This is a genomic window from Streptomyces sp. SudanB52_2052 (assembly GCF_964272415.1).
Taxonomy (GTDB): domain Bacteria; phylum Actinomycetota; class Actinomycetes; order Streptomycetales; family Streptomycetaceae; genus Streptomyces; species Streptomyces olindensis.
Window position 1 is genome coordinate 670,943 of record NZ_OZ186796.1, and the last position, 22,481, is coordinate 693,423.

Below are 22,481 nucleotides of genomic sequence, written 5' to 3' on the forward strand. Positions count from 1 at the left end.
CCGTCGACAGTCGAGCCAGGGCCGCTGCCGTCCACTCAACCCAGCGCTCACCACCGTCGGGTGCCACCACGACGATGCGAGGCGGCCTGGCCGCGTAGGACAGTGTGAAGAAAGGTGAAGGGCTGCTCGGGCATCCGCCCAGTTTCGCACCTGTAGAGCGGCGGGTCGGTCCCTGCTGGGAGCCGATGGCACGCGGTCAGTCCTTGTGGCCGAGCCGTGCGCGTCCGGTGCGCCAGGCGTGTTCGGCCAGCAGCACGGTGGAGGCGGTGGCCAGGCATACGACCCACTGCAGGGGACTGAGGGGAACGGTGTCGAAGACGCCGTGAGCGAAGGAGACTTGAACGGCGATGACTTGGAGAGCGAGGACGGCTCCCAGGCAGATCCACAAGGTGCGGTTGTGCAGTTGATGGCGGCCGAGCACCGGGCCATCCTCGCTGCGTGCGGCCAGGGCGTTGAACAGTTGGAAGAGCACGAAGGTGGTGAACGCCATGGTCGCGGCGGCCGCTGTGTCGGTGAGGTGACGGCCGACGGAGAAGACGGCGAGGGTGCCGGTGGCCATCACGGTGCCCGAGCGGGTGATGGCGGCCAGGCGGCGGACATTGAGGATGCGGTCGCCGGGCGGGCGGGGCGGGCGTCTCATCACGTTGTCCCGTGGAGGGTCGATGCCCAGGGCCATCGCGGGCGGCCCATCCATGATGATGTTGACCCACAGCAGCTGGATCGCGGACATGGGCGCCGGCAGGCCGGCCAGCACGGCGGCGAGCAGGGTGAGGATGGCGCCGATGTTGGTGGACAGCTGGAAGCGGACGAAGGTGACGATGTTGTCGTAGATGGAACGGCCTTCGCGCACCGCGCGGACGATGGTGGAGAAGTCGTCGTCGGTCAGCACCATGTCGGCGGCTTCCTTGGCGACGTCGGTGCCGGTGACGCCCATGGCGACGCCGATGTGAGCTGCGCGCAGTGCGGCCGCGTCGTTGACACCGTCACCAGTCATGGCCACGATGTGGCCGCGCCGGGAGAGGGCGCGCACGATGGTGACCTTGTGTTCGGGGGCGACACGGGCGAAGACGCCGATGTCCTCGATACGGTCCTCGAGGTCCTGTTCGCTCATTCGGGTCAGTTCGTTGCCGGTTATGACGTCGCCGGAGATGCCGACTTCACGGGCGATGGCGGCGGCGGTGTCGGCGTGATCACCGGTGATCATTTTGACGGTGACGCCAGCGGTCTGGGCGAGGGCGACGGCGTCGCGCGCCTGAGGGCGGGGCGGGTCGGCGATCCCGGCGATCGCGGTCAGGGTCAGTCCTGTCACCTGCTGTGGGTGCGGCTGGTCCTGGTCGGTCGCGGTCGCGGCGGCGAGGACCCGCAGACCCTGGCTGCCCATGCGGCGGGCGGCCGTGGTGATCTCAGTGCGCCGCTCAGCGGTCAGGGGCACGGGTCCGTGGCCGGTCAGGACATGGGTGCAGCGATCCAGCAGGACGTCCACGGCGCCCTTTGCGTGGACGCGGGTGCGGCCGTCGGTATCCGTGTGGAAGGTGGCCATGTACTTGGCGGTCGGGTCAAAGGGGACCTCGGCGATGCGCGGGTTGCGTTCCCGCAGGGCCGCGGCGTCGAGGCCCGTCTTGGCGGCGAGCACGAGCAGGGCGCCCTCGGTGGGGTCTCCGATGATGCCGTTGCCGTCGGAGGTGAGGCGGGCGTCGTTGCACAGCGCGAACGGCAGGATCGCGTCGTGCAGCTGCGGGGATGCGTCCCCGATGTCGGCGGTGCGCACCGTGCCGACGGTGTCGTAGCCGTCGCCGGTCACGTCGTACAAGCGTCCGGCGGACCACAGTCCGCGAGCGGTCATCTCGTTCAGGGTCAGGGTGCCGGTCTTGTCGCTGCACACCACGGTCGCGGAGCCCAGCGCCTCGACGGAGGCCAGGCGTTTGACGATGGCACCGCGGCGGGCCATCCGGTACACGCCCAGGGCCAGAGTGAGGGCAAGGACGGCGGGCAGGCCCTCGGGGATCGCCGCGACCGCGAGGGCCACCGCCCGCAGCGCCAGGTCCGCCAGGTCCTCGCCCCGGATGAGGGCCACGAGTGCGTAGGCGGCCACGGCGACGCCGCTGACCACGGCCAGGCGTCGGCCCAGGCTGTCCATCTGGACCTGGAGCGGGCTGGGCGGTTCGCTGCCGGTGCGCAGCGCCTCAGCGATCGCTCCCACCTCGGTGCGCATGCCGGTGGCGGTGACGATCATCTCGGCGCGCCCGCGGGTGAGGACGGTGTTCATGAAGAGCATGCCGGTGCGTTCGGCGACCGGTACGGGTTCGTCGCCATCGGCCGCGGCGGGTGCGGTGGTCTTGGCCACAGGGTGGGACTCGCCGGTCAGTGCGCTCTCGGCGGCTTCGACGGATGCGGCGACCACCAGGCGTCCGTCGGCCGGGATGCGGTCGCCGGCTTCGAGCAGAACCACGTCGCCGGGCGTCAGGTCGCGCGCCGGAACCATACGGACCTGGCCGTCGCGGCGTACCCGGGCGGTGGGGACCAGCATCTGACGCAGCGCTTCCAGGCTGCGCTCGGCGCGGCGTTCTTGCAGGTAGCCGATGGTGGCGTTGATGAGGAGGACGACGGTGATGACGAGGGCGTCCTTGATCTCACCGATGATCCCGGCGACGACGGCAGCGACGAGCAGGATGCCGATCAGCCAGCTGCGGAACTGGTCCAGCAGGCGCAGCCACTGCGGTCTGCGAGCCGGCTCGGCCAGTTCGTTGGCTCCCCAGGTGGCCTGCCGCTGCTCGGCGTCCGCTGTGGACAGGCCCGCTGCCGGGTCCACGCTCAGGAGGTCCGCCACCTCGGCGGCATCGCGCCGGTAGGCCTGCGTCATCGGGTCTGGCTGCTTCCGGCTCGGCGGGGCGTCAGGCGCGGCGGCGGTGTGGGCCTGCTGAGGCATGGTCACTCCTCGCCGCGGACGACAGTGACCGGGCAATGGGCGTGGTGGAGCAGGGCCTGACTGACGGAGCCGAGGAGCAGTCCCGTGAAGCCGCCGCGACCTCGGGCGCCTGTCACGACCAGTTGGGCGTCCTGGCTGGCGTCGATCAAGGCCGGACGGACCCGGGAGCGCACCAGGCGCCTCTCCACCTCGACCTGCGGATATACCTCCTGCCAGCGGGCCACCGCATCGTCCAGTAGATGCTGCTCGGCTTCTCGGAGCCGCTCGGCATCCGCGACCACGGCCGTCAGCGGATCGCCGGGGCCCTCGTACGCCCGTTCGCTCCAGGTGTTCCACACGTGCAGCGCCACCAGCGGTGCCCCACGCAGCGCGGCCTCGGTGAACGCGAAACCGACCGCCTCCTCCCCCGCTTTGGAGCCGTCCACCGCCAGCAGCACGGGACCGGCCGGGTCGGGGCGGCCGCGCATCACCATGAGCGGGCAGTGGCCGTGGGCGGCCAGATGCACCGCGGTAGAGCCCAGCAGCAGTCCGGTGAAGCTGCCCAGGCCCCGGCTGCCGACCACCGCGAGCGCAGCGGAGCGCGACTCGATCTCCAGCACCGCGAGCGCCTCACCGGCCACGACGGACCGGGTCACCTCGATGCCCGGAGCGACGGCGTGCGCCCGTTGCTCGGCCCGGGCCAGTGCACCCTCCACCATCGGTTCCAGACTGTGTCCGGCCGGGTTCCACGGTGGGGCGCCCGTCGGCAGGTGCGCGGAGGGGTGACCGAAGGCGTGCACGACACGCAGCGGCGCCCCGCGCAGCCGCGCCTCACGGGCGGCGACATCGACCGCGTCAAGGCTGGAGTCGGAGCCGTCCACCCCTACGATCACCGGATCAATCACTGGCCTCTCCCGTCCATAACGCCGCCACGTGCGGCCGTTCGGGTCCAGCCTCGGCGCAGTCAGCCGCCCGGAACAGGGGCCATGGGGCCGCCTGAGGGGGCCGGTCGGCCCTGCCCACGCCGGCCCGGAGATCAGGAGACTGGCCGCCGGACCGCATGGACCAGACCGGACACCGGCGGCGCGCCGCTGCTCGAGTACCCGGTGAAGCCTGCCGAATATCTCTGGACGGCGGGCGGTGACTACGGCCGCACCGGAATTGAAATCAGGGCTGACGGGGTGATCCCAATGGACGTAAACGAGGTGCTGCTGCCCGGGGTCGGGCTGCGGTACGAGTTCGTCAACCAGGAGGGCGACACCGTCGGGGTCGTCGCCCAGCGCTCGGGGGACTTCGAGCTGGTGGTGTATCCCGGCGACGACCCCGACGAGGCCCGGTCGGTGCTCCGGCTCACCAGCGAGGAGGCCGACACCCTCGCCGAGATCCTCGGCGCCCCGCGCATCGCGGAGCGCTTCGCCGACCTGACCCGCGAGGTCCCCGGTCTGGGCGCCGAGCAGATCGAGGTGCGCCCCGGCAGCCCGTTCGCCGGCCGGGCTCTGGGGGACACCCGGGCACGAACCCGTACGGGGGCTTCGATCGTGGCCGTGGTCCGCGGCGAGGACGTGATCGCCTCGCCCGGGCCGGACCAGACCCTGCGGGCCGGAGACGTCCTGGTGGTGATCGGCACCCGCGAGGGCATCGCCGGAGTCCAGCGCATCGTCCAGGGCTGACCGGTGCACACACCCATCGCCCTGCTGCTGGAGCTCGGGGTCATCCTGACCGCGCTGAGTGTCCTCGGCGCCGTGGCACGGCGTTACGGCCTCTCCCCCGTGCCGCTGTACCTGGTGGCCGGACTGGTCCTCGGCGACGGCGGTCTCGCCCCGGTTCCGGCGGCCCGGGAGTTCGTCGGCACCGGCGCCTCGATCGGTGTGGTCCTGCTGTTGCTGGTCCTCGGCCTGGACTTCACCGTCCCGGAGTTCACCGCCAGCCTCCGCCGCCACCGGTCGTCCGCCGCCGTTGACCTCGTCCTCAACGCCGCGCCCGGTGCCGTGGCGGGATGGCTGCTCGGCCTGGATACCTCGGGGATTCTCGCCCTCGCCGGCGCCACCTACGTCTCTTCCTCCGGCATCGTGGCCCGCCTGCTGGCGGACCTGCGCCGGCTGGGCAACCGGGAGACACCGGCGGTGCTGTCCGTGCTGGTGGTGGAGGACTTCGCCATGGCCGCCTACCTGCCCCTGCTCGCCGTCATCACCTCCGGCGGCACCTGGTGGCAGGCGCTGCTCGCCGTCCTGGCGGCCACGGGTGCCGTCGTCGCGGCGATCGCCGCATCCGGCCGCTGGGGGCATCATGTCGGCCGGGTTCTGTCGCACCCCGACAAGGAGCAGGTCCTGCTCCGGGTTCTGGGCATCACCCTGATCGTCGCCGCACTGGCCGAGACCATCCACGTCTCCGCTGCCGTCGGGGCTTTCCTGATCGGGCTTGCGCTGACCGGCACCGCCGCCGAGCGGGCCCGGAACGTGCTCAGCCCCTTGCGTGATCTGTTCGCTGCGGTGTTCTTCCTGGCTCTTGGTCTTTCTGTCGACCCCGGTGACCTGATGCCGATGCTGCCTGCCGCCGCGGCGCTGGCCGTGGTCGGCGCGGCCACGAAGCTGACCGCCGGCTGGTATGCGGCCGGCCGCGACGGTGCGGGCCACCGCGGCCGGCTGCGGGCCGGAACCGCGCTCGTCGCCCGCGGCGAGTTCTCCGTCGTCATCATCGGCCTGGCCGGTCCCGGCCAGGACCGCCTCGGAGCCCTGGTCACCACTTATGTGATGCTCCTGGCCGTCTGCGGACCCGTCCTCACCCGTTTCGCCCCCACCCGCGCCACAGCCCCGCTGCCCGCCACGGTCGCGGGGCCCGCTTCCGGACCCCACGACCGGCGCCCTCAGTGACGCTCTGTCGTGCCCCGTACCACCGCGACCGGGCAGTGCGCGTGGTGCAGGAGGGCCTGGCTGACCGACCCCAGGAGCAGCCCGGCGAAGCCGCCGCGTCCCCGTGCGCCGACCACCAGCAGCTGAGCGGACCGGCTCGCCTCGATGAGCGTCTCCCTCGTCCCGCCGTGCACCACCCGGTGTTCCACCACCACACCGGGGTAGCGCTCCTGACGGCCGGCGAGCGCCTCGGCGAGCAGACGCTCCTCCGCCTCGGCCAGCGCACCCGGGGGATTCGCGTACGGCTCGGACGGATCCTGCGGGGCGGGCATCGGCGCATTCCACGTGGTCCAGGCGTGCAGCGCCACCAACGGCGCCTTCCGCAGGGCGGCCTCGGCGAAGGCGAAATCCACCGCCTCCTGCCCCGCGGCCGAGCCGTCGACGCCCAGCACGATCGGACCGTCGGCGTGCGGCTGCTCGCGCACGACGAGTACCGGACACCGCCCGTGCGCCGCCAGATGCACCGCCGTCGAGCCCACCAGCAGCCCGACGAACCCGCCCATGCCCCGGGAACCGATCACCATCAGCTCCGCGGCACGCGACTGCGCCTCGAGAACCGTCAACGGCTCACCGGTCAGCACCACATGACTGACGGGGATGTCCGGCGCTACCGCCCGCGCCCGCTCGACCGCTTCGGTCACCAGGCGATCGACCATGTTCCGCAGCCCGCCCTCCGGCGGTCCCACCGGCGACGGCCCCAACGGTACGTGCAGCGCGGGCCAGACAAACGCGTGCACCAATCTCAGCCCCGCCCCGCGTGACCGCGCCTCCCCTGCGGCGACCTCCACTGCGGCCAGACTCGACGCCGAACCGTCCACACCTACGACAACAAGACCACTCACCATGCCTCCTCATACAGATGGCGTTAGCTGTCACCTTCAAGTTCACCCCGCCCAGGCTCCGCTGGCTTTGGGCCGAGTGGCCGCCACCAGGGCCAACCGGCACTCGCCAGAACCTGACGGGCAGGACTGTGACCCGTCCGGCCTCGAGGGCAGGGCCACAGGGCCCTGGTGCCAGGCTGCAGCCGACTGCAAGGCGGGCTCTTCCAACCACAGTGCGGCTCGACAACGGCCGTGCTGGTGTGCTGGGCGCCTGGTTGGGCCGCCCGGGAACGGCTCGACAGGCACCGCTGGGCACAGTGGGGCCGGGTCGCCGGCGGCGTCCTCGACACACGCCACGGACACCGAGCACCCGTCGTGCGGCCCCTGCGCCTGGCTACGTGATCTCGAGGACATCCCGCACAGGTCGGCGCGGGGTGGCCGGGCCCCGCGGTCCGTAGCCAAGCCGCAGCACCATCTGCACCTGTCCGATGCCCGAGGCCGGGTCACGGGCCAGCAGACGCAGCTCGCGATCCTCCAGCGCGTGCGAGGTCAGGGAGGTGGCCAGGTCGGCCAGGGTGGCCTCGAGGAGGACGCGTTCGAGGGCCTGGCCCGCGCGCAGCCAGTCGGCGGGTCCCTCGCCACGGGTGCTCAGCAGGGCCAGGTGCGGGGTGTGCTCGAAGGCGGTGGTGCCGCGGTCGGCCACCGGCCGGCGTCCGGAGAAGTCCCGCACTGGGGCTTTGCCGTCGCGCTTGCGCGGGCCGAAGGCGTACTCGGGGACGCCGTCGACTGCGGTGTCCGCCTCCGCTCCGAGCCGGGTCCAGCGGACCAGGTCTTGGTCGGCGTCCGGGTCCATGGTGTCGCGGCTCTCGGCGTCGCGGACCAGGTCGAGCACGGTCTCGGCATGCCAGGGGCCGGGGAAGGACAGCGTAGCCCCCTCCCGCACCGCCGCTTCCTGCAAGGTGGTCCGCACGTCCTCGGGGATGTCCTTCTCGGCGAAGGGATGGCGGCTGGTGTGCCGCTGCCGGATTGCCGCGTGCAGCCGCGCCAGCTCCTCGTCCCGCACGCTCCCTACCGGGCCGGGCAGACGTACGGCGGCGAGCAGCAGCGGGTCGTCCGGCTCGGGCAGCAGCGTCGTCTCGGGAGCGAGATCCGCGTGCGCCGCGGCGACACGCAGGTTGAGCAGAGCCGCCCCGCATCCGATGTGCAGCGCCCGGTTGTCGGGATCGGACCGGGGCATGGCCCGCTCGGGGTCGGCCCGCAGCTGCAGGACGCGCTCGCCGCTCAGGTAGCGAAAGCGCCACGGCTGCGCGTTGTGCATGGACGGCGCCGCCGTGGCCTCGGCCACCAGCGTGGTCACCGTCTTCTCGTCGAGTGGTCGCTCAGCCATGGCATCCTCCTCGCCGCCCCGGTCAGAGGCGGTCACAGCACGGGTACCCCGGCGAGCCGATCGGTGTGCCGGGGGGATCAGGGCCACGAGTACAGACGGACGCCGGCATGAGTGTCATCAGTAAGCCGCCAGACCGTACTCGCGGAACTGACCCCGCACCCGGTCCACCAGTGCGGCGTCCGGAACCGGGGTGTCCCTCAGGGGGAAGGGGATGCCCAGTGCCTCGTACTTGCCCGCGCCTAGCTTGTGGAACGGCAGGACGTCGACCCGTTCGACGTTGCCGAGGCCCGACAGAAAGCGGGCGAGTCCCTCCACGGCGCGTGGGTCGTCGGTCCAGCCGGGTACCAGGACGTAGCGGATCCACATCGGCACACCGAGCCGGTCCAGGCGGGTGGCGAAGTTCAGGGTGGGCCCGAGGTCGCCGCCGGTCAGCGTCCGGTAGGTACCGATGTCGAAGGACTTGATGTCCAGCAGTACGAGGTCCGTGTCGGTCAGCAGTTCGTCGGTGGCACGGGCGCCGAGGAAGCCGGAGGTGTCCAGGGCGGTGTGCAGACCGGCCTCCTTGCAGCGCCGCAGCACCGCCGCCGTGAAGGCGGGCTGGAGCAGCGGCTCGCCGCCGGTGATCGTCACGCCGCCTCCGGCCGTGGTGACGAAGGGACGGAACTTCTCGATCTCGGCCATCACCTCGTCGACCGTGGACTCCCGGCCGTCCCGCATGTGCCAGGTGTCGGGGTTGGCGCAGTACAGGCAGCGCAACGGACAACCATTGACGAACAGGACGAACCGGGTCCCGGGACCGTCCACGCCGGTGGACAGGTCCCAGGAGTGGATCCGGCCGGTCGTCCGGCCGCGTCCCGTCGTACGGTCGGTCGCGGTGTTCACAGCGCTCCGTGGAAGGTACGGCTGATCACGTCGAGCTGCTGCTCGCGGGTCAGGCGGACGAAGTTGACGGCGTATCCGGAGACCCGGATGGTCAGCTCGGGGTACTTCTCCGGGTGTTCCATGGCGTCCTCCAGGACGGCCCGGTCCAGGACGTTGACGTTCATGTGGAAGCCGCCGGACGCCATGTAGGCGTCGAGGATGCCGACCAGATGCGCGGCGCGCTCGCCCGGGTGGTGGCCCAGCCCCTCGGGGGTGATCGTCGTGGTCAGCGAGATGCCGTCGCGGGCCTGCTCGTACGGCAGCTTGGCCACCGACAGCGCGGAGGCGGCCACCCCGTGCCGGTCACGGCCGTTCATCGGGTTGGCGCCGGGCGCGAAGGGCTGTCCGGCGCGGCGGCCGTCGGGAGTGTTGCCGGTGTGCTTGCCGTAGACGACGTTGGAGGTGATGGTCAGCACGGACTGGGTGTGCTCGGCGTCCCGGTAGGTGGGGTGCTTGCGCACCTTCGCCATGAAGGACTCCACGAGGGCGACGGCGAGGGAGTCCGCTCGGTCGTCGTTGTTGCCGTACGCCGGGAACTCGCCCTCGGTCCGGAAGTCCACAGCCAGACCCTTCGCGTCGCGGAAAACCCTCACCCGGGCGTGCTTCACGGCCGACAGGCTGTCGGCGGCGACGGAGAGGCCGGCGATGCCGCAGGCCATGAAGCGGTGCACGGGGTGGTCGTGCAGGGCCATCTCGATGCGCTCGTAGGCGTACTTGTCGTGCATGTAGTGGATGACGTTGAGCGCGTTGACGTACGTCTCCGCCAGCCAGTCCAGCGTCCGGTCGTAGGCCGCCGACAGTTCGTCGTAGTCGAGGTACTCGCCGGTCAGCGGGGGCGTGGCGGGGGCGACCTGTTCGCCGGTCATCTCGTCCCGGCCGCCGTTGACGGCGTACAGGAGGGCCTTGGCCAGGTTGACCCGGGCTCCGAAGAACTGCATCTGCTTGCCGACCGCCATGGCCGAGACACAGCAGGCGATCGCGGTGTCGTCTCCGGTGCGGGGCCGCATCAGGTCGTCGGACTCGTACTGCACGGCGCTGGTGTCGATGGACACCTGCGCGCAGAACTCCTTGAAGCCGCCCGGCAGCCTCGGCGACCACAGCACGGTCAGGTTCGGCTCCGGTGCCGGGCCGAGGTTGTAGAGCGTCTGCAGGAAACGGAAGGAGGTGCGGGTGACCAGAGGGCGGCCGTCGGTGCCGATGCCGCCGATGGACTCCGTCACCCAGGTGGGGTCGCCGGAGAACAGGGCGTCGTACTCGGGGGTACGCAGGAACCGTACGATCCGCAGCTTGATCACGAAGTCGTCGACCAGTTCCTGGGCGCGCGTCTCGTCGAGAGTGCCCTCGTCGAGGTCTCGCTGGAGGTAGACGTCCAGGAAGGTGGAGGTGCGGCCCAGCGACATCGCGGCGCCGTTCTGTTCCTTCACGGCGGCCAGATAGCCGAGGTAGAGCCACTGGACGGCCTCGTGCGCGGTGGTGGCCGGGCGGGCGACGTCGCAGCCGTAGGAAGCGGCCATCTCCGTCAACTCGCCCAGTGCGCGGATCTGCTCGGCCAGTTCCTCACGGTCCCGGATGACGTCCGGGCTGGAGGGCCGCGCGTCCAGCAGGGCGCGTTCGGCCCGCTTGGCCGCGATGAGCCGGTCGGTGCCGTAGAGGGCCACGCGCCGGTAGTCGCCGATGATCCGGCCGCGGCCGTAGGCGTCCGGCAGGCCGGTGATGATCCCCGCCTTGCGGGCGGCGCGCATCTCGGGGGTGTAGGCGTCGAACACGCCGTCGTTGTGGGTCCTGCGGTAGGTGCCGAAGACCCTGGAGACGAAGGGGTCGGCCTCGTAGCCGTAGGCCCGCAGTCCGTTCTCCACCATGCGCAGGCCGCCGTTCGGCATGATGGCGCGCTTGAGCGGAGCGTCGGTCTGGAGGCCCACGATCAATTCGCGGTCCCGGTCGATCCAGCCGGGAGCGTGCGAGGTGATCGTGGAGGGGGTGGCGGTGTCGACGTCGTAGATGCCGCGGCGCCGCTCCTCGGGGAAGAGCGCGCTGACCTTCTCCCAGACGACGCGCGTGCGGTCCGTGGGCCCGGCCAGGAAGGCCGCGTCGCCTTCGTAGGGCGTGTAGTTCGCCTGGATGAAGTCGCGCACGTCGATGCGCTCACGCCACCTGGTCCCGGCGTACTGCCGCCAGGCGTCGGCGGTCCGGGGGCCGGCTGTCACGGTCGCGGTCATCACGGGTCCTCTCCCTGGGCGAGCTTTCTCACTGGTTCTTCTCGTTGTCGATGCTCGTCGTCCGCAGTGGCAGGGGGCAGTGCCGGACAGGGCACCGCACCGGTCCCGTCGGGCCCAGGTCGGCCGGGACGTTCGGCCCACCCACAGACACTGCTGCGCGTCGATCAGGGCACGGACCAGCAGAGCCGATGAGGCCCTGGGTCCGTGCGAGCAGGTCGACCGCAGGTTGGTTCAGACGTGCGGGACCACGACGACGGGGCAGGCGGCGTGGTGCAGGACGGCGTGGGCCACCGGACCGGTGTGGGCACCGAGCCGGCCCCCGCTCGTGCGGCGCCCCACCACGAGCAATCCGGCGTCGCGCGCAGCGTGCACCAGGACGGTGGCGGCCCGGCCCGCGGTCACCGTCTCGGTCACGGGGACGGTCGGATACTTCTCGCACCAGGGGCGCAGTGCCGCCACCACCGCGTGCTCCCCGGCCGCGAGCGCTTCCGGCCCGGCCACCGGGGCCGACGGGACGGCCGGGGGTGTGACCAACGACGGATCGGAGGCGGGTCGCGGCGGCGTCCGGAACGCGTGGACGACACGTAGGGCGGTGCCGCGCCGCCGGGCCGCGTCGAAGGCGAACTCGATCAGTTCGTCACACGGGTGCTGGACGTCCAGACCCAGGACGACCGCGCGGTACGGCGTCTCGGGGGTCTCCTCCGGTGCGACGCCGTGCGCTGCTGGCAAATGCTCACCGGCTGCGGTCAGCCCCGCCCTCACCAGCACCACGGGCCACGTCGACCGGGCCACCACGCGCTGGGACACCGATCCCATGACGAACCCGCTCACCCTGCCCATACCGAGTGATCCGAGGACCAGCAGTTCGGCCTCCGCGGCGGCGGCGACCAGGGCGGCGACCGGCGCGTCGCACACGAGGCGGTCGACGATCCGCAGCCCGGGGTGGGCCACGCGGACGCTGTCGACGGCATCCCGGAGTGTCTGCTCGGCCCAGTCGTGCTCGGTACGGTCCATGGGCACGTACGGTGCGGGATGGGGGTGGCGGCGCCAGGCGTGCACGACAGCCAGCCCGGTGCCCCGGCGCGAGGCCTCGTGAGCCGCCCAGTGCGCGGCCGCCAGGCTCGCGGGTGATCCGTCGACTCCCACTACGACGTTGCAGAACATCGCGCGTCCCTCCCGGAGCCCGGACCCTCCGGTTCTCCTGACGGCTTCGAGCCTCCTCGCGCCGGAAGCGAATGCCCAGGGCCGCACAGCCCAGTACGCGGTCCCCTTCGGCCCCATCGGATGGCGGGCGCGGTTCCGGCGGCCCGGGACGGGGCCCATCGGCCCCTGGCCCGGGCCTGACGGCACCTCCCGCCGGCACGCTCGCCGTTCGACGCTGGAACTCGACAGGTCCCCACAGCTGAGGAGCACAGCGTCATGGCCCGTTACGTGTACGACTTCGCACAGGGCGGCCGTGACATGGCCGGCCTGCTCGGCGGCAAGGGTTCGAACCTGGCCGAGATGACCCGGCTCGGACTGCCCGTCCCTCCCGGGTTCGTCATCACCACCGAGGCCTGCCGGGCCTTCCTCGCCACCGGCGGCGAGCCCGAGGGCATGTTGCGGGAGGTGTCCGAGCACCTGTCGACCGTCGAGGTGGCGGCGGGCCGGCGGCTGGGTCAGAGGGACGATCCGCTACTGCTGTCCGTACGCTCCGGGGCGCGTTTCTCCATGCCCGGCATGATGGAGACGATCCTCGACATCGGCCTGAACGACGACTCCGTGCTGGGCCTGGCCAAGGTCTCGGGCAGTGAACGCTTCGCCTGGGACTCCTACCGCCGGCTGATCCAGATGTTCGGCAGTACGGTCATGGGCGTCGATCCAGCCCTGTTCGAGCGGTCCATCGCCTTGCTCAAGGACCTGCGCGGCGCCCCGGACGACGTGCACCTGGACGCCGCCGACCTCGCCCAGCTGGTCGAGACGTACAAGAACATCATTCATCTGGAGACCGGCGAACACTTCCCGCAGTGCCCCGCCGAGCAGCTGCGCCGGGCGGTCCTGGCCGTCTTCCAGTCCTGGAACGGCGAGCGGGCGCGCCTGTACCGGCGGCGCGAGCACATCCCCGACGACCTGGGCACCGCCGTCACCGTGCAGTGCATGGTCTTCGGCAACCTCGGCCCCGACTCGGGCAGCGGCGTCGCCTTCACCCGCGACCCGGCCACCGGACGACCCGGCCTGTACGGCGACTACCTGCCCAACGCGCAGGGGGAGGACGTCGTCGCCGGCATCCGCAACACGGTGCCCCTGGCCGAGCTGGAACGCCTGGACCCGCACTCGTACGCCCGGCTGTGCGAGCACATGCGGACCCTTGAGCGGCACTACCGGGACCTGTGCGACATCGAGTTCACGATCGAGCGCGGCAGGTTGTGGATGCTGCAGACCCGGGTCGGCAAACGCACTGCCGAGGCCGCCTTCGCCATCGCCGCCGAACTCGCCGACGAGGGGCTCATCACCCCGGACGAGAGCCTGGCCCGGGTGAGCGGCGAGGGACTGGCCCGGCTGATGTTCCCGCGCTTCGACGCCGCGGCGACCGGTGATCCGCTCGCCCACGGGCTCCCGGCCTCACCCGGTGCAGCGGTCGGCGCGGCGGTCTTCGACTCCGCCGAAGCGGTACGGCGTGCCGCGGTCGGCGAGAACGTGGTCCTTGTCCGCCAGGAGACGACCCCCGACGACCTGCCCGGCATGATCGCCGCCCAGGCGGTGCTCACCAGCCGGGGTGGCAAGACCAGCCACGCTGCCGTGGTGGCGCGCGGCATGGGCAAGGTCTGCGTGTGCGGTGCCGAGGAGCTCTCCGTCGACATCGAGGCCCGGCGCTTCACCGCCCCCGACGGCACCGTGGTCGAGGAAGGCACGGTGATCTCCGTGGACGGTTCCGTCGGCGCCGTGTACCCGGGGCCGGTGCCGCTGGTGGACTCGGCGGTCATGCGGTTCCTGGAGTCGGGTGCCGGCGATGCGGGATCGGCCAGGGCCGTCGACGCGGTGGCCCGCGCGCTGGCCCGGGCCGACACCGTGCGGAGGCTGGAGGTGCGGGCAAACGCCGACACCCCCGAGGACGCCGCCCGCGCGCGCCGGTTCGGTGCGCAGGGCATCGGGCTGTGCCGCACCGAGCACATGTTCCTCGGCGAGCGACGAAAGCTGGTCGAGGAGATGATCCTGGCCGGCACGGACGGCGCGCGCGACCGGGCCCTGGCGGCACTCCTGCCGCTCCAGCGGGAGGACTTCAGCGGCATCCTGGAAGCGATGGACGGCCTGCCGGTCACGATCCGCCTGCTGGACCCGCCGCTGCATGAGTTCCTGCCCGACCGCACGGAGCTCGCGGTGCGGATCGCCGCCGCCGAGGCGCGCGGCGACCTGCCGGCCGCGCACGACATCGAACTGCTGAGCGCGGTGAACCGGATGCACGAGGAGAACCCCATGCTCGGGCTGCGGGGCGTGCGCCTCGGCCTGGTCGTTCCCGGTCTGGTCGCCATGCAGGTAAGGGCCATCGGAGAGGCCGTCGCGGAACGCACACGGGCCGGGGGCAGCCCCCGGGCGGAGATCATGGTTCCGCTCGTCGGGGACGTCCGCGAACTGCGGATCGTCCGCGAGGAGGTGGAGCGGGTACTGGGCGAGGTCTCCGCAGCGTCCGGCGTCCCCGTCAGCTGCCCCGTCGGGACCATGATCGAGCTGCCCCGGGCGGCGCTGACGGCGGACCGGATCGCCGCGGAGGCCGAGTTCTTCTCGTTCGGCACCAACGACCTCACCCAGACGACCTGGGGCTTCTCCCGCGACGACGTGGAGGCGGAGTTCTTCTCCGCCTACCTCGACAAGGGCGTCTTCCCCGTCTCCCCGTTCGAGACGCTGGACCGGGACGGCGTGGGCCGCCTGGTCGAGATCGCCGTCGCCGAGGGCCGCGCCACCCGGCCGGACCTGAAGATCGGCGTGTGCGGCGAGCACGGCGGCGACCCCGACTCGGTGCACTTCTTCCATGCCGCCGGACTGGACTACGTCTCCTGCTCGCCGTTCCGCGTCCCGGTCGCCCGCCTGGAGGCCGGACGTGCCGCGCTGGAGGAGACCGACGTGAGCGACAGCCGGTGACGACCCGGGGCCCGACGACAGCCAGTGGCCGGGACCCACGGCCCCGTCTCCCGAGGCCGGCCGGCCCTGGGACCGGGGCGGAGCACGCAGCAGTCTTGAGACGCGCCAGAAACGATCAGCAGGAACTACCACGAGGAGTGCGCACATGACTGCCAAGGAGATCGGCCATGAGGGCGGCCCCGCTTCCGTACGCGTGCGGGCCGAGGGCGACGTGGACGAGGAGTCGCTCGCCTACGTGCGGGAGAAGGTCGGCGCCGTGCTGGACCGTCCCGGGCTTCCGCCCGTCAGCGGCGAGGTGCGTGTCACCAGGGAGGCGGCCCACCACGTCGACCTTCCCTGGTCCGCCGGCGCCGAGATCCAGGTGGGCGGCGACCTCGTCGTCGTGCACGCCCGTGAGGCGAGCGCCCGGGAGCTCGCCGACCGGCTGCAAGACCGGTTGCGCAGCCGCACGGAACGCGCCGCGCACCGCCGGGACGCGGCCCGCAGGACCGCCACGCCACCGCCGTGGCGCGGTGGTCAGCAGCGCTAGGAACACCGGGCGGAGGGGGTCGGCCGATCCCCTCCCGTCCGCCCCGCGCTGGTGAAGGAGGAACCACCGTGACATCCCACACCGTCGGTGAAGTGATGACCAGCGATGTCGTCCACGCCTGCCGGACGACACCGTTCAAGGAGGTCGTCCGGCTGCTGGACCACCACCGGATCAGCGGGCTGCCCGTGGTCGACGACGACGACAAGGTGCTCGGCGTGGTCTCCGGGACCGACCTGGTGCGCGCCCAGGCGAACCGGGCGGGCCGGGACCCGGCCCGTGCCGTCACGGCGCAGCACCTGATGTCGGCACCGGCGATCACCGTGCATCCGGAGCAGTCCGTTCCGGACGCGGCACGGCTGATGGAGCGCCGTGGCGTCGAGCGGCTGCCCGTGGTGGACGAGGAGGACCGCCTCATCGGCATCGCCACGCGCCGCGACCTGCTCCGGGTCTTCCTGCGCACGGACGACGACATCCGCCGCCAGGTGACCGAGGAGGTCCTCGTCGGCGGCCTGGGGCTGCCACCCGACGCCGTCCGCGTCTCCGTCCGGGACGGCGTCGTCACGCTCGACGGCCGCGTGGAACTGCGCAGTCAGGTCCCGGAGGCCGTCCACTCGGTGTGGCGGCTCGAAGGCGTCGTAGGAGTGGTCAACGGATTGACGTTCCTCGACGACGACTGCTCCGTACCCAGTGCGCCCGGGTGACCGGACCCCGGTGACGGACGTGTCGCCCGTCGGCGCCGAAGCCCGGCTGATGCTGGGCCACCCGGCCCTGGCGGCCCGGGCCTGACGGTCGCGGAGGGGGCCCTTCGGTACCTGGGACGGCGCCACGAAGCGCTGGACAGTGGAACCGTGAGCGGTGCCCTTCACTCGCGGCGCGGCTCCCGCCCGTCCGCCGCCGTACATCCACGGCGGCCCCTCACAACGGAGGCACACCCCCCATGACCCGACACGACGGCGGAACCACGGACCCGGCCACCACTGCCGTGCCGTCCGACACCACCATCGCCGTGGACCGTCTCGTGACGGCCGCACTCAAGGCACTCGACGACTACGAGGCCCTCACCCAGGAGCAGGTCGACCACATCGTCAAGAAGGCGTCGGTCGCCGCCCTCGACCAGCACACCGCGCTGGCGCTGCTGGCGGTGGAGGAAACCAGGCGCGGCGTCTTCGAGGACAAGGCGGCCAAGAACATGTTCGCCTGCGAGCACGTCACGCACAGCATGGGCCCGATGAAGACCGTCGGGATCATCGCCCGCGACGACATCGAGGACATGGTCGAGATCGCGGAACCCGTCGGCGTGGTGTGCGCTGTCACTCCCGTCACCAACCCGACCTCCACCACGATCTTCAAGGCACTGATGGCGCTGAAGACCCGCAACCCGGTCGTCTTCGCCTTCCACCCCTCCGCCCAGCGCTGCAGCGCCGAAGCGGCCCGGATCATACGCGCCGCCGCCGTCGCCGCCGGAGCACCCGAGCACTGCATCCAGTGGATCGAGACCCCGTCCGTCGAGGCGACCGGCACGCTCATGCGCCACCCGGGCGTCTCGCTGATCCTGGCCACCGGCGGCAACGCCATGGTCAAGGCCGCCTACTCGGCCGGCAAGCCCGCCCTGGGCGTAGGCGCGGGCAACGTCCCGGCGTACGTGCACAGGAGCGCCAAGCTGCGCCGCGCCGTCAACGACCTGGTGCTGTCCAAGTCGTTCGACAACGGCATGATCTGCGCCTCCGAGCAGGCCGTCATCCTGGACAGTGAGATCTACGACGCCGCGCTGACCGAGTTCCGCACGCTGCATGCCCACGTGGCCACCACCGAGGAGAAGGCGAAGCTCGAAGCGTTCCTCTTCCCCACCGGCAGGGCGGAGGGCGGCGGTTGCGAGCCGAAGGTCAACTCGGCGGCCGTGGGGCAGAGTCCGTCGTGGATCGCCGAGCAGGCCGGGTTCACCGTTCCCGCCGATACCTCGATCATCCTGGTCGAGGCCGAACGGGTGGGCGCGCATGAGCCGTTGACCCGCGAGAAGCTCTGCCCGGTGCTGGCGGTGCTGCGTGCCGAGGACGAGCGGCAGGGCTTCGACCTGGCCGCCGACATGGTGGCCTTCCACGGTCAGGGCCACAGCGCCGTCATCCACACCGAGGACCCCGCCCTCGCCGAGGCGTACGGCAGGCGGATGAAGACCGTACGGATCATCGTCAACGCCCCGTCCTCGCAGGGAGCCATCGGCGGTATCTACAACGGACTGCTGCCGTCGCTCACGCTGGGCTGCGGATCCTGGGGCAGCACCTCGGTCTCCAACAACGTCTCCGCGGCCCAGCTGCTGAACGTCAAGCGGGTCGGCACACGCCGCAACAACCTCCAGTGGTTCAAGGTCCCGCCGAAGATCTATTTCGAGCCCCAGGCCATCCGCTACCTGACGTCGATGCCGGACGTGCACCGCGTCACCATCGTCACCGACGCGACGATGACCCGGCTGGGCTTCGTGGACCGTGTGACGCGGGTGCTGCAGCGTCGCCGTGAGCCGGTGACCGTGCAGGTCATCGACAACGTCGAACCGGAGCCGAGCATCGACTCGGTGCGGCGCGGCGCCGCCCTCATGCGGGACTTCCGCCCCGACACGATCATCGCGCTCGGCGGCGGCTCACCCATGGACGCGGCCAAGGTCATGTGGCTGCTGTACGAACAGCAGGCAGCCGGCAGGGAAATGGACTTCGCGGACATGCGGCAGAAGTTCTCCGACATCCGCAAGCGAGCTTTCCGCTTCCCGACGCTGGGCGCGCTCGCCCGTCTGGTGTGCATCCCCACGACCTCCGGCACCGGCGCCGAGGTGACCCCGTTCGCGGTCATCTCCGACCCCGCCACCGGCAAGAAGTACCCGCTGGCCGACTACGCGCTCACCCCCAGCGTGGCGATCATCGACCCGCTGCTCACCACCGACCTGCCTCCGGCCCTGGCGGCCGACAGCGGCTTCGACGCGCTCACCCACGCCATCGAGGCGTATGTGTCCGTCTACGCCAACGACTTCACCGACGGCCTCGCCCTGCACGCGATCCGGCTGGTCTTCGAGCACATCGAAGCGGCCGTGAACGACCGCGAGGGCTCGGCTCGGGCCCGGGAGAAGATGCACAACGCCGGCACCATCGCGGGCATGGCCTTCGGCAACGCCTTCCTCGGCATCGTCCACGCCATGTCCCACACCCTCGGCGCCACCTTCCACGTCGCGCACGGCCGCACCAACGCCGTCCTGCTGCCGCACGTCATCCGCTACAACGGCACCGTCCCGACCAAGCTCACCGGCTGGCCCAAGTACGAGGACTACCGGGCCCCGGAACGCTTCCAGGACATCGCCCGCACCCTCGGCCTGCCCGCCGCGACCCCGCAGGAGGGCGTGGAGTCGCTTGCCGCGGCCGTGGAACGCCTGCGCGACGCCGTCGGCATCGAGCCGTCGTTCCACCAACTCGGAGTCGACGAGCAGGCCTTCCTCGGCGCCCTGCCGCAACAGGCCCTCAACGCCTACGAGGACCAGTGCGCGCCCGCCAACCCGCGGATGCCCATGCTCGACGACATGCAGGAGCTCATGCGCGCGGCTTACTACGGCTGAACGCAACGGCGATGGGCACGCACAAGCCGACCCCGCCGGCTTGCGGTATGACGAAGCCCCGCACGATCGCCGGGGCAGAACGTGGCGGGGCATGGACGGGCGGAAAGGACCATCCGCTTCCCGCGGGTCCTGATTGCGCGGTGCGCGGTCACCGATCCTGTGCGAGGTCCACCCGACCCTTTTCACGCGGGGGGGGGACGTCAGCCAGTGGTGTCAGTCGTGCGGAATCACCGCGACCGGCGGCACGGCGTGGTGGAGCACCGCCCGGGTGACGGGGCCGATCTGCGGACCGATCGGGGCATGCCGGGACGCCCGCCCGACAACGAGCAGTTCGGCGTCACGGGATGCGTCGACCAGATGGGTCGCCGCCTGGCCGACCACGGTCTGCTCGGTCACAAGAACGTCCGGGAACTTGTCCTGCCACGGACGCAGCAGATCGGCCAGCGGCTGACGAGAAGTCGTACTCCTCCCCTCGGCAGGGCCGTCCACGCCCGGAAGGCCCGCCGCGGAGGTGTTCTCGGCCGCCGGATCCCAGCTGTGGACGACCCGGAGGCCGGCAGCGCGGCGTGCAGCGGCCTCGAAGGCGAACACGAGGACGGAGTCATCGGGCTGGTCCAAGTCCACGCCGACCACCACGTCACGGGCCGACGCACCGTGGTCAGCACCCGCCGCGTCCAGGGTGGCGTCGGCACGGACCAGCACGACCGGCCGCTCGGCCCGGGCCACCACGGACCGGCCGACGGAACCGAGCAGGAATCCGGCGGCCCGGCCCAGGCCGCGCGACCCGAGTACCAGCATCCCGGCGTCCGCCGCGGCGGTCAGCAGAGCCGTCGCGGGTTCCCCGGCCACCCGGTCGGCCGCGATCTGCAGCCCCGGGTGACGACGGATCAGCAACGCCTCCATGTGCGCCAGGAGGCGCGCGGACCCATGCGGCTTCTGCGGCACGGCGGCCCCCGCCAGCGTCGCATACGGCTGGGGAGACTGCTCCCAGGCGTGTACGAGACGCAGCGGCGCCCCGCGCATCAGCGCTTCGCGGGCGGCCCAGCCGGCCGCCATGACGCTCTCAGGACGGCCGTCGAAACCGACGAGGACGGGAGACATAGGGGACATGACAGTGGACCTCCTTGGGATGCCCCCACTCTGGTGATCCACGACCCGCGAGACGAGGGCCCAAGGTCCCGAAGACGGCGCCGACCGGCCGCCGTGCAGACGGCCGGCCCGCTCGCCCGGTCCCTTGTGGGCCGGACGGCCCTGCTCCTCCACGCCCAAGGGGCCGCCCGGCCCTTCCGCCCGATGTGTCGCCTGGTCTTGGCTCTACCCATGGCGCAAACGCACACAGGCACCATGCCGAGCCACGTGGAACGCACCGTCGGCGACACGACCGTTCTCGAGCTGCACGGCGAGATCGACATACTCACCGAACCCGCGCTGTCCGCGCGGCTCGACGCTCTGACCGCCTCTCCAGGCGCCGACCTGGTGGTGGACCTGCGTCCGATGTCCTTCATCGACTGCGCCGGACTGCGCGTGCTGTGCCGGGCACGCAACCGGGTCGAAGCCCGGCAGGGCCGGCTGCGGCTGGTCACTGACAGTGCCGGCTTCCGGCGCATCCTGCGGCACACGAACCTGACGGACGCCTTCGAGCTGCACGCGCGGCTGACAGACGCTCTACGGTGCGCGGGTCCTGCGATGAGCAGCACATCAGCCGACTCGTGCCGCGCGTGATCCGCGAGCACTTGCCCGGTGGGGCACACCTGCCGAACGTGTCGTCAGTCGTGCGGCACCAGCGCTACAGGCCGGGCGACGTGATGGATCAGGGCATGGGCGACCGGGCCTGTGTGCGAGCCGACCGCGGCACGCCTCCTGCGGCGGCCCACCACCAGCAGGCCCGAGTGCGGTACGACGGCCACGGGGCAGCCGACGTGGTGGATCACGGCGTGTGTGACAGGGCCCGTACGCGGCACGGTCGGTCGCTCGGTGAGCCGGTGACCGACGACCAGGAGTCCGGCTCCGGTCGCCGCTCTCAGGAGGGCGTTGGAGGCCTTGTCATCCACCACTGTCTCCAGGACCTCGACGTCCGGGTACTTGTCGCGCCGCTCATGCAGTACGACTGAGAGGAAGCCCAGCCATTCCTCGGCCCGCTGCGACTCGCTGACCAGGCCGACTTCGCCGGGGCCCAGGGTGAACGGGTTCGGCGCGTGCCAGGCGTGCAGGACCCTCAGTCGCGCGTCGCGCAGGCGGGCCGTCTCGAAGCCGAAGTCGAGAACCTCGACGTACGGGTCGTTGACGTCGACACCGAGCACCACGTCGCGATTGCCGGCGCGCCCGGAGGCGGTCCCGTCGTGCGCGCGCAGGTGTTCGTTCACCGCTTCCTCGCCGGCGCGCACGAGGACGACGGGACGCGCGGCCTTCGCCACCACGCCGAGGGCGACCGAACCCACGAGGAATCCGGTGAAGCCGCTCAATCCGCGCGAGCCCAGTACCAGCAGATCGGCGTCCTCGGCGGCTTTCAGCAGGGCCGCCGTCGCCGGGCCTTCGACCTGTTCGTCGTACAGGCGCACGTCGGGGCATGTGGCGAGGACGCGTTCCTCCGCCCGACGCAGGATCCCGTCACCAGGAACGAGGCGTTGTTGCCCTCGCGCAGCAGGGCGGCCGACGCTTCCTCGGGGAGGATCTCGGTGGAGACCTTACCTCCGGGTTGCGCCGGTGGGCACGCTCCGCGGCGGAGGCGACGATGTGCTCCGCCATCACCCACGACCAGGGGCAGTTCCATCATCGTGCCCACCGCCTTTCATCGGCTGCGAGGGGCGCAGCAGGAGTCCCCATGCCACCGTCGCACCGGCCGTACATGGGAGCGAGGGGCTGTTGGACCCCTTCTGGGGACGTTGGGCGCGTGCCGTGTTCTCTGCCGAAGGATGATCGCGTAACCCGGCACAAGGGAGCGGGCGCTGAGCGGGGCGCACTGCGAGGGCCGATCGGCCCTCCACCGTGCCCACTCAGTCCCTGTGCTCCTTGGACCGCACACCGGAGGCTGAACTCGAAGGCTCCGAACGGAGCGTGCGTGCTGGGCGGCATACAGGACTTGTCT

General features: G+C 71.5%; 16 protein-coding genes. 7 read left to right on the forward strand and 9 right to left on the reverse strand.

Annotation, left to right across the window (positions count from 1 at the left end; translation table 11 throughout):
- Nucleotides 1–196: 196 nt before the first annotated feature.
- Both ACSUPV_RS03100 and ACSUPV_RS03105 read right to left on the reverse strand, forming a co-directional pair.
- Nucleotides 197–2,926, reverse strand: coding sequence for a cation-translocating P-type ATPase (locus ACSUPV_RS03100; protein ID WP_436946858.1), 2,730 nt, complete (start codon nucleotides 2,924–2,926; stop codon nucleotides 197–199).
- A 2-nt stretch (nucleotides 2,927–2,928) separates the two neighbouring features.
- Nucleotides 2,929–3,810, reverse strand: coding sequence for a universal stress protein (locus ACSUPV_RS03105; protein WP_359786099.1), 882 nt, complete (start codon nucleotides 3,808–3,810; stop codon nucleotides 2,929–2,931).
- 285 nt (nucleotides 3,811–4,095) lie between these two features.
- Here ACSUPV_RS03105 and ACSUPV_RS03110 point away from each other — a divergent pair, with 285 nt between their 5' ends.
- Both ACSUPV_RS03110 and ACSUPV_RS03115 read left to right on the forward strand, forming a co-directional pair.
- The gene (locus ACSUPV_RS03110) at nucleotides 4,096–4,575 is read left to right on the forward strand and encodes a cation:proton antiporter regulatory subunit (RefSeq protein ID WP_031115487.1); all 480 of its coding nucleotides are present in this window, start codon (nucleotides 4,096–4,098) and stop codon (nucleotides 4,573–4,575) included.
- A gap of 3 nt (nucleotides 4,576–4,578) precedes the next feature.
- Nucleotides 4,579–5,775, forward strand: a complete 1,197-nt coding sequence (locus tag ACSUPV_RS03115) for a cation:proton antiporter (RefSeq protein WP_436946859.1) — start codon at nucleotides 4,579–4,581, stop codon at nucleotides 5,773–5,775.
- On the opposite strand, the gene ACSUPV_RS03120 is transcribed toward ACSUPV_RS03115, so the two are convergent.
- The 5 genes from ACSUPV_RS03120 to ACSUPV_RS03140 all read right to left on the reverse strand — a co-directional run bounded on the left by ACSUPV_RS03120 (nucleotide 5,769) and on the right by ACSUPV_RS03140 (nucleotide 12,323).
- Nucleotides 5,769–6,656: a universal stress protein gene (locus tag ACSUPV_RS03120; protein ID WP_436946860.1), complete on the reverse strand. Its 888-nt coding sequence runs from the start codon at nucleotides 6,654–6,656 to the stop codon at nucleotides 5,769–5,771. The genes ACSUPV_RS03115 and ACSUPV_RS03120 overlap by 7 nt on opposite strands.
- 373 nt (nucleotides 6,657–7,029) lie before the next feature.
- Nucleotides 7,030–8,022 carry an Acg family FMN-binding oxidoreductase gene (locus ACSUPV_RS03125; protein WP_436946861.1) on the reverse strand — a complete coding sequence of 331 codons (993 nt, stop codon included), beginning with the start codon at nucleotides 8,020–8,022 and terminating at the stop codon, nucleotides 7,030–7,032.
- 117 nt (nucleotides 8,023–8,139) lie between these two features.
- Nucleotides 8,140–8,904, reverse strand: a complete 765-nt coding sequence (pflA, locus tag ACSUPV_RS03130) for a pyruvate formate-lyase-activating protein (protein ID WP_382608933.1) — start codon at nucleotides 8,902–8,904, stop codon at nucleotides 8,140–8,142.
- Complete coding sequence (gene pflB, locus ACSUPV_RS03135) at nucleotides 8,901–11,159, reverse strand: formate C-acetyltransferase (protein ID WP_382608936.1); 2,259 nt, start codon at nucleotides 11,157–11,159, stop codon at nucleotides 8,901–8,903. The genes pflA and pflB overlap by 4 nt, the downstream gene beginning before the upstream one ends.
- Nucleotides 11,160–11,390: 231 nt before the next feature.
- Nucleotides 11,391–12,323 carry a universal stress protein gene (locus ACSUPV_RS03140; protein WP_436946862.1) on the reverse strand — a complete coding sequence of 311 codons (933 nt, stop codon included), beginning with the start codon at nucleotides 12,321–12,323 and terminating at the stop codon, nucleotides 11,391–11,393.
- Between the two features lie 255 nt (nucleotides 12,324–12,578).
- On the opposite strand from ACSUPV_RS03140, the gene ppdK reads away from it, so the two are divergent.
- From ppdK to adhE, 4 genes are all read left to right on the forward strand, one after another.
- The gene (ppdK, locus tag ACSUPV_RS03145; RefSeq protein ID WP_436946863.1) at nucleotides 12,579–15,275 is read left to right on the forward strand and encodes a pyruvate, phosphate dikinase; all 2,697 of its coding nucleotides are present in this window, start codon (nucleotides 12,579–12,581) and stop codon (nucleotides 15,273–15,275) included.
- A 145-nt stretch (nucleotides 15,276–15,420) separates the two neighbouring features.
- On the forward strand, nucleotides 15,421–15,804 hold the full coding sequence (locus ACSUPV_RS03150; protein ID WP_031115496.1) for a hypothetical protein: 384 nt from the start codon (nucleotides 15,421–15,423) through the stop codon (nucleotides 15,802–15,804).
- A 68-nt stretch (nucleotides 15,805–15,872) separates the two neighbouring features.
- Complete coding sequence (locus ACSUPV_RS03155) at nucleotides 15,873–16,505, forward strand: CBS domain-containing protein (RefSeq protein ID WP_359786079.1); 633 nt, start codon at nucleotides 15,873–15,875, stop codon at nucleotides 16,503–16,505.
- 236 nt (nucleotides 16,506–16,741) lie between these two features.
- Nucleotides 16,742–19,396, forward strand: coding sequence for a bifunctional acetaldehyde-CoA/alcohol dehydrogenase (gene adhE, locus ACSUPV_RS03160; protein WP_382608946.1), 2,655 nt, complete (start codon nucleotides 16,742–16,744; stop codon nucleotides 19,394–19,396).
- A gap of 213 nt (nucleotides 19,397–19,609) precedes the next feature.
- On the opposite strand, the gene ACSUPV_RS03165 is transcribed toward adhE, so the two are convergent.
- Nucleotides 19,610–20,506: a universal stress protein gene (locus ACSUPV_RS03165; RefSeq protein ID WP_382608949.1), complete on the reverse strand. Its 897-nt coding sequence runs from the start codon at nucleotides 20,504–20,506 to the stop codon at nucleotides 19,610–19,612.
- Nucleotides 20,507–20,740: 234 nt separating this feature from the next.
- Between ACSUPV_RS03165 and ACSUPV_RS03170 the strand changes: the two genes are divergently transcribed.
- Nucleotides 20,741–21,118, forward strand: a complete 378-nt coding sequence (locus ACSUPV_RS03170; RefSeq protein ID WP_359786070.1) for an STAS domain-containing protein — start codon at nucleotides 20,741–20,743, stop codon at nucleotides 21,116–21,118.
- A gap of 44 nt (nucleotides 21,119–21,162) precedes the next feature.
- Here ACSUPV_RS03170 and ACSUPV_RS03175 read toward each other — a convergent pair whose 3' ends face one another.
- Complete coding sequence (locus tag ACSUPV_RS03175; RefSeq protein ID WP_436946864.1) at nucleotides 21,163–21,954, reverse strand: universal stress protein; 792 nt, start codon at nucleotides 21,952–21,954, stop codon at nucleotides 21,163–21,165.
- Nucleotides 21,955–22,481: the final 527 nt, after the last annotated feature.

Excerpts from the sequence above, each read along its gene's own strand:
- ACSUPV_RS03110 (WP_031115487.1), top strand. The coding sequence starts at position 4,096 with ATGGACGTAAACGAGGTGCTGCTGCCCGGGGTCGGGCTGCGGTACGAG.
- ACSUPV_RS03165 (WP_382608949.1), bottom strand. The coding sequence starts at position 20,506 with ATGTCCCCTATGTCTCCCGTCCTCGTCGGTTTCGACGGCCGTCCTGAG.
- ACSUPV_RS03170 (WP_359786070.1), top strand. The coding sequence starts at position 20,741 with ATGCCGAGCCACGTGGAACGCACCGTCGGCGACACGACCGTTCTCGAG.
- ACSUPV_RS03150 (WP_031115496.1), top strand. The coding sequence starts at position 15,421 with ATGACTGCCAAGGAGATCGGCCATGAGGGCGGCCCCGCTTCCGTACGC.
- adhE (WP_382608946.1), top strand. The coding sequence starts at position 16,742 with ATGACCCGACACGACGGCGGAACCACGGACCCGGCCACCACTGCCGTG.
- ACSUPV_RS03100 (WP_436946858.1), bottom strand. The coding sequence starts at position 2,926 with ATGCCTCAGCAGGCCCACACCGCCGCCGCGCCTGACGCCCCGCCGAGC.
- ACSUPV_RS03125 (WP_436946861.1), bottom strand. The coding sequence starts at position 8,022 with ATGGCTGAGCGACCACTCGACGAGAAGACGGTGACCACGCTGGTGGCC.
- ppdK (WP_436946863.1), top strand. The coding sequence starts at position 12,579 with ATGGCCCGTTACGTGTACGACTTCGCACAGGGCGGCCGTGACATGGCC.
- ACSUPV_RS03140 (WP_436946862.1), bottom strand. The coding sequence starts at position 12,323 with ATGTTCTGCAACGTCGTAGTGGGAGTCGACGGATCACCCGCGAGCCTG.
- pflB (WP_382608936.1), bottom strand. The coding sequence starts at position 11,159 with ATGACCGCGACCGTGACAGCCGGCCCCCGGACCGCCGACGCCTGGCGG.